The organism is Streptomyces beijiangensis (assembly GCF_017315755.1).
In the GTDB taxonomy this organism is placed as follows: domain Bacteria; phylum Actinomycetota; class Actinomycetes; order Streptomycetales; family Streptomycetaceae; genus Streptomyces; species Streptomyces beijiangensis.
The window spans coordinates 1-5,632 of the sequence record NZ_JAFLRJ010000467.1 but is presented as its reverse complement, the minus strand read 5'-3'; the positions used below and the strand labels follow the sequence as shown (position 1 = coordinate 5,632).

At 69.7% G+C, this 5,632-nt stretch carries 4 protein-coding genes; all 4 read right to left on the bottom strand.

What is annotated here, in order from left to right; genetic code table 11:
* Positions 1–89 precede the first annotated feature (89 nt).
* The 4 genes from J0695_RS34765 to J0695_RS34750 all read right to left on the bottom strand — a co-directional run bounded on the left by J0695_RS34765 (position 90) and on the right by J0695_RS34750 (position 5,487).
* Positions 90–740, bottom strand: coding sequence for a putative DNA-mimic protein (locus J0695_RS34765; protein ID WP_206968763.1), 651 nt, complete (start codon positions 738–740; stop codon positions 90–92).
* A 109-nt stretch (positions 741–849) separates the two neighbouring features.
* On the bottom strand, positions 850–3,324 hold the full coding sequence (locus J0695_RS34760) for a dolichyl-phosphate beta-glucosyltransferase (RefSeq protein WP_307798867.1): 2,475 nt from the start codon (positions 3,322–3,324) through the stop codon (positions 850–852).
* 47 nt (positions 3,325–3,371) lie between these two features.
* Positions 3,372–4,040, bottom strand: coding sequence for a GntR family transcriptional regulator (locus J0695_RS34755; RefSeq protein ID WP_206968761.1), 669 nt, complete (start codon positions 4,038–4,040; stop codon positions 3,372–3,374).
* Positions 4,041–4,128: 88 nt separating this feature from the next.
* Entirely contained in the window at positions 4,129–5,487 is a 1,359-nt protein-coding gene (locus J0695_RS34750; protein WP_206968760.1) for an aspartate aminotransferase family protein, read from the bottom strand.
* Between the last annotated feature and the right edge of the window lie 145 nt (positions 5,488–5,632).

Sequence of the window (5,632 nt, the reverse complement as noted above, 5' to 3'; positions counted from 1 at the left end):
ATCGCCGGAGGGGCTTGATCTGCCCCATGCAAAAACAAGCCCGTCCGGCGATTGAGGACACGCGGCCGAAGGTCGCGTACTGGCGGGGGTCAGCTGAAGATGATCATTGAGCCTTGGCCCAGGCTTCGCGTGGATGCCGCATGCAGGCCCAGCCAGACATGCCGCTCCCGTGCGAACGGACTCTCGTCGTGCGGGATCGGCCCCGCCGGCTCCTCCAGCGATGTCGGCCGGTCCGGTGGCTCCGGAGGCGACGGCGGATTGGCCGGGTCTATCCCGATCGACTCCGCCACGAACTCCAGCTCCCGCAGCAGCCCCTGTGCCGAGCCCAAGGGCCCGCCACCCGCCAGGAGTTCGTCATTGGAGAGCGGCGAGGGGAAGTCCACGGGGACATACGCGCCCGCGTGGTCGTAGTGCCAGACCAGATGCGACTGCTGCGCCGTCGACTCGAACATCTCCAGGAGCTGTTCGTAGTCGCCGCCGAGTTCGTCGACCGGCGTGACCTCCAGGCCGCAGAGCTTCAGCAGATAGGCCCGCCGCAGGAAGTGCAGCGCGTCGTAGTCGAAGCCCGCGACCGGGGCGACGTCCCCGGACAGGCCCGGCATATAGGCGAAGACGGGGACGGACGGCAGTCCGGCCTCGCCAAGTGCCTTGTCGTATACGGCGATCTCTTCGGCGAAGGGATTGTCGGGGCTGTGGCACAGCACATCGACGAGGGGGACCAGCCACAGGTCACAGGCCAAGGGAGGCTCACTCTCGGACGGGTTCGTGCGATGGTCGGGACAGCGTAGTGCTACAGGCACGTTCCGCGAAGACCACCGGTCAGTGCGGTCGGTTCAGCGGTGCAGCGGTTCAGTGCAACCCGCGCACATCCCATACCCATGCGCCCCCCACCCGCTCCCCCGCGTTCCCCAGGAGCTTCGACAGCGTCGTGTGGAGCGCGGCCTCGTTGGGCTGCGGCGTCAGCACCACGACGCCCGCTTTCCAGAAGGCCAGATCGAAGCGCGCCTGGGCCTGCCAGTTGGCCCCGATCGTGGGGATCTTGGCCTCGCCGCCGTAACGCACATCACGCAGCAGGTTGGACGTGAAGCGGGGCGCGGCGCCGTAGATGCCCATGCGGTCCTTGCCCCACGGCCCGTTGAAGTACCCGCCGGGCTGCGAGAAACCGAAGCCCGTGTCCGCCTGCCAGTGCAGCGCCTCCGCGCTGCCGGGGTCGGGGAGCGGCACAGCGACCACCGATTCGCCGTGCGTGACGTATTTCTTCCACAGGCTGTGGGCATAGAAGTACGGCACCGGCTCCCGGTCCCTGACCGGGTACGACGTCGGGAGGACCGGCACCAGCGCGGCCGCCACCGCGAGCAGCCCGACCACCTGGTACGCACGACTCGCCGACGATCGGGCGACCACGAGCCGGTCCACCGCCAGCGCGAGCAGCGCCCCGAGCGCAGGAGCGCAGATCATCGCCACCCGGCCCTCGATCACCGACTCGAAGAGCGGCTGGTGGGCGAGGGCCCGCCACGGACCCGTGAAGGTGAAGTCGGTGTACGGGATACGGATCTTGATGCCGAGGGAGAGCACGGCCGCCGCGAACGCCGTGAAGGCGAACGCCTTCACCACCGCGTGCCGCCACATCCGCACCGTGATCGCGAAGGCGAGGGCGACCAGCGGCCAGCCGTAGAAGGCGTTCTGCTCGGTGCGGTTGAGCGCGAGCGTGTCCGCGGTCTTGTCGGTGCCCGCCAGCGAGCGCCCGGAGAACTGGAGCAGGGCCAGCGGGCTGTTGCCTGCCCCGTCGCCGTGCAGCACGCTGTGGTAGCTCTGCGCCCCGAAGAACTGCCAGTACAGGGGGTACGCGACGATCGGCACCGCCGTCATCGCGGCGATCCCGAGCCCCTTGAGCAGCGGCCGCACCGCCGCCCGCGCGGCCTCGCGGTCGGCCAGCGCGTACGCCGACGCGAAGAGCAGCATCCCGACCGAGGCCAGCAGGAACGGCTCCTCGCCGAGGAAGAGCTGGTACGTGGTGAAGAGCCCGAGCAGCACCCCGTCCCGCACCACCCGCTTCCCCTCGCAGAGCCGCAGCGCCCGGTCGATGATCACCGGGATCATGAACAGGACCATGAAGTTGGGGTGCGCGTTGCCGTGCGAGATCATCGGCGGCGCGAAGGCGGCGAGCCCGCCCCCGACGGCGGCCGCCCATCGGTTGCGTACGAGACGGCGCGTGAACAGCCAGTACCAGCTCGCGGCGGTCGCGGTCAGCCCGCCCGTCAGCACCAGCACCCAGGCGACCGTCGGCCCGAAGAGCAGCGTCACCGGGGTCAGCGGGACGGAGAGCCCCAGCATCGGGGTGTTCCCCATCAGATTCACCCCGTCGGGGAAGCCCTGGAGGGTCGTGAAGAAGGGATTCTCCAGATGCGCCACGTGGTGCGCGGTGATGCCGAAGAACCACTCCCACTGGTTCTGGTCCTGGAGGGAGTCGCGCAGATAGCCGTGGTCCAGGTCCGTCCAGAGGTTCTTGTACAGCAGTACCGAGCCGAGCAGGAACAGTCCGCAGACCACCAGGTCCGTCCTTCCCCAAGCTCTCAACTTCTTCCCCAAGCTCTCGGCTTCGCTCGAGCAGGGGAGGCCCCATTGAGCAGGGGAGACCCCGTTCAGCGCCCGCGCCTTCAGCTTCGCCAGCTCGCCGAGCACTCCCAGATAGGCCAGCGGCCCGACCTTGGAGCCCTCCTGGTGCGACCAGCGCACCGGGACCTCGGCGACCGGCCAGCCCTGGCGCCGGAAGTACTGCAGGATCTCGACGTCGATCGCCCAGCCGTCGAGCCGTGCGTCCGCGAAGGCCTCCCTGGCCTTCTCCCCGTCGAACAGCTTGAAGCCGCACTGGGTGTCGCGGATGCCGGGCACGGCGACGGCCCGTATCAGCCCGTTGCCGAGCCGCCCCATCCACTCCCTGACCCGTATCTGGTGCACCTCGACGTTCGACTCGGGGTGCGCGCGCGAACCGATCGCCGCCGCGTGCCCGCCCGCCTCCATCTCCTTGACCAGACCGTCGAGCTCCTCGACGGGCGTGGCCAGGTCGGCGTCGGTGACCAGCACGCGCTCGCCTCGCGAGGCCGCCACCCCGAGCCGCAGGGCGTGGCCCTTGCCGCGGTTGGTCTCGGCGCTGACCAGGCGGATGCGCGGATCGCGCACCGAGGCCTCGCGGGCGATCCTCGCCGTACCGTCCGTGGAGCCGTCGTCGACGACGATCAGCTCCCAGCTCCCCTGCAGATACGAGGAGATCGCATCCAGGGTCGGCGCGAGCCGCTCCTCCTCGTTGTACGCGGGGACGACCACCGAAAGAAGGGGGTCTGGGGGATGTCCCCCAGAAAACGCAGCCACTGTCACGGCTTCAGCCCGTCCGCCCAGCGCAGCCCGTGCGCGTTGTACTCCGCGATCGACTCGTACGCCCCCTCGCGGTCCCCGCGGCTCAGGGCGTCCGCCAGCTCCTCGTGGCCGCTCCACAGCGCCGCGCAGAGGTCGTCCTCACCCAGGTCGCGCAGGTACGGGACCGCGAAGACCCAGCCCTGCACGCGCAGCCGGTTCAGGAACTCCGCGATGTGCGTGTTCCCGGTGAGGGCGCCGAGCTCCCGCCAGTACCGCAGGTCGTACCCGATGAGTATCGCCAGGTCACCGCTTCTGGCCGCTCGTGCGGCCTCCTCGGCCCTGCGCCGTACCGACACCAGGGCCTCGCGGTGCGCGCCCCGGAAGACCAGCTTGCGGAAGACGCCGTCGACGATGAGCGAGCGCGCCTCGACCATGGACCGGTAGTCGTCGACCGAGAACTCATGGACCCGGAAGCCCTTGTGCTGGTCGGAGTCGAGCAGTCCCTGCGCGGAGAGATCGACCAGCGCCTCGCGGACGGGGGTCGCTGACACCCCGTACTGCTCGGCGATCTGCTTGACGGTGAATTCCTCGCCGGGCTGCATACGGCCCGCAAGCACTTCGTCACGCAGCGCATCGGCGATCTGCTGCCGCAGGGTGCTGCGGGTCACCGCTCCACTCGCGGGCATGGTTGTTTCCCCTCCGTCTGGCTGCGGACACCTTACGGCGGGGTCCGCAGCCGCACGAAGAACCATTACACGCTGTGCTGTTTTCCCTTCACTGCGCCGTGTGTTCGTCCGCGACGGTGAGTGCCTCGTCGAGGGCGGCCAGGCCCTCCTTGGCCTCGGCCTCCGTGATGTTGCACGGCGGTACGACATGGGTGCGGTTCATGTTGATGAAGGGCCAGAGGCCGTTCTTCTTGGCGGCGGCCCCGAAGGCGGCCATCGGGGCGTTGGCCTCGCCGGAGGCGTTGTACGGGACGAGCGGCTCGCGCGTCTCCCTGTTCCGTACGAGCTCCAGCGCCCAGAACGCGCCCGTGCCGCGCACCTCGCCCACCGAGGGGTGGCGCTCGGCCAGCTCCGCGAGGGCCGGGCCGAGGATGTCGGAGCCGAGGCGGGCGGCCTGGCCGACGATGTCCTCGTCCTCCATCGCGGTGATCGTCGCGACGGCGGCGGCGCAGGCCAGGGGGTGGCCGGAGTACGTCAGCCCGCCGGGGTACGGGCGGGTGGCGAAGGTCTCGGCGATCTCGGCGGAGATCGCGACGCCGCCGAGCGGTACGTAACCCGAGTTGACGCCCTTGGCGAAGGTCAGCAGGTCGGGCGTGACGTCGAAGTGGTCGGCCGCGAACCACTTGCCCGTACGACCGAATCCGGCCATGACCTCGTCGAGGACGAAGACGATGCCGTGGCGGTCGCAGAGCGCGCGGACACCGGCGAGATAGCCGGGCGGCGGCGTCATGATGCCGGCCGTGCCGGGGATCGTCTCCAGGACGATCGCGGCGATCGTCGCCGGGCCCTCGAAGACGATGGTGTCCTCAAGGTGCTGGAGGGCGCGCTCGCACTCCTGCTGCTCGGTCTCGGAGTGGAAGGGCGAGCGGTAGAGGTAGGGGCCCCAGAAGTGCACGACACCGGCGGACGCGGTGTCGGAGGGCCAGCGGCGGGGGTCGCCGGTGAGGTTGATCGCGGCGGAGGTGGCGCCGTGGTACGAGCGGTAGGCGCTCATCACCTTGGTGCGGCCGGTGTGGAGGCGCGCCATGCGGACGGCGTTCTCCACGGCCTCCGCGCCACCGTTGGTGAAGAAGATCTTGTCGAGGTCGCCGGGGGTGCGCTCGGCGATGAGGCGTGCGGCCTCGGAGCGCGACTCGACGGCGAAGGCGGGAGCGAAGGTCGTCATCTTCCCCGCCTGCTCCTGGATCGCGGCGACGACCTTGGGGTGCTGGTAGCCGATGTTGGTGAAGACGAGGCCGCTGGTGAAGTCGAGGTAGCGGTTGCCGTCGTAGTCCCAGAAATACGAGCCCTCGGCGCCGGCGACGGCGAGCGGATCGATCAGGCCCTGGGCGGACCAGGAGTGGAAGACATGCGCGCGGTCTGCGGCCTTCACGGCGGCGCCGGCCTGCGGATTGGGCTGAGGGGTCATGGGCGCAAGGGTAGGTCGGTGCAGGTGGGGGCGCCCATGGCCACGTTGTATGGCGTACGGAGCCAAGTTCGGCAAGGTGTCGGGGCAAAGCCCCGCCTCTTGTCCTCAATCGCCGGACGGGCTGTTTATAGCCCGTCCGGCGATT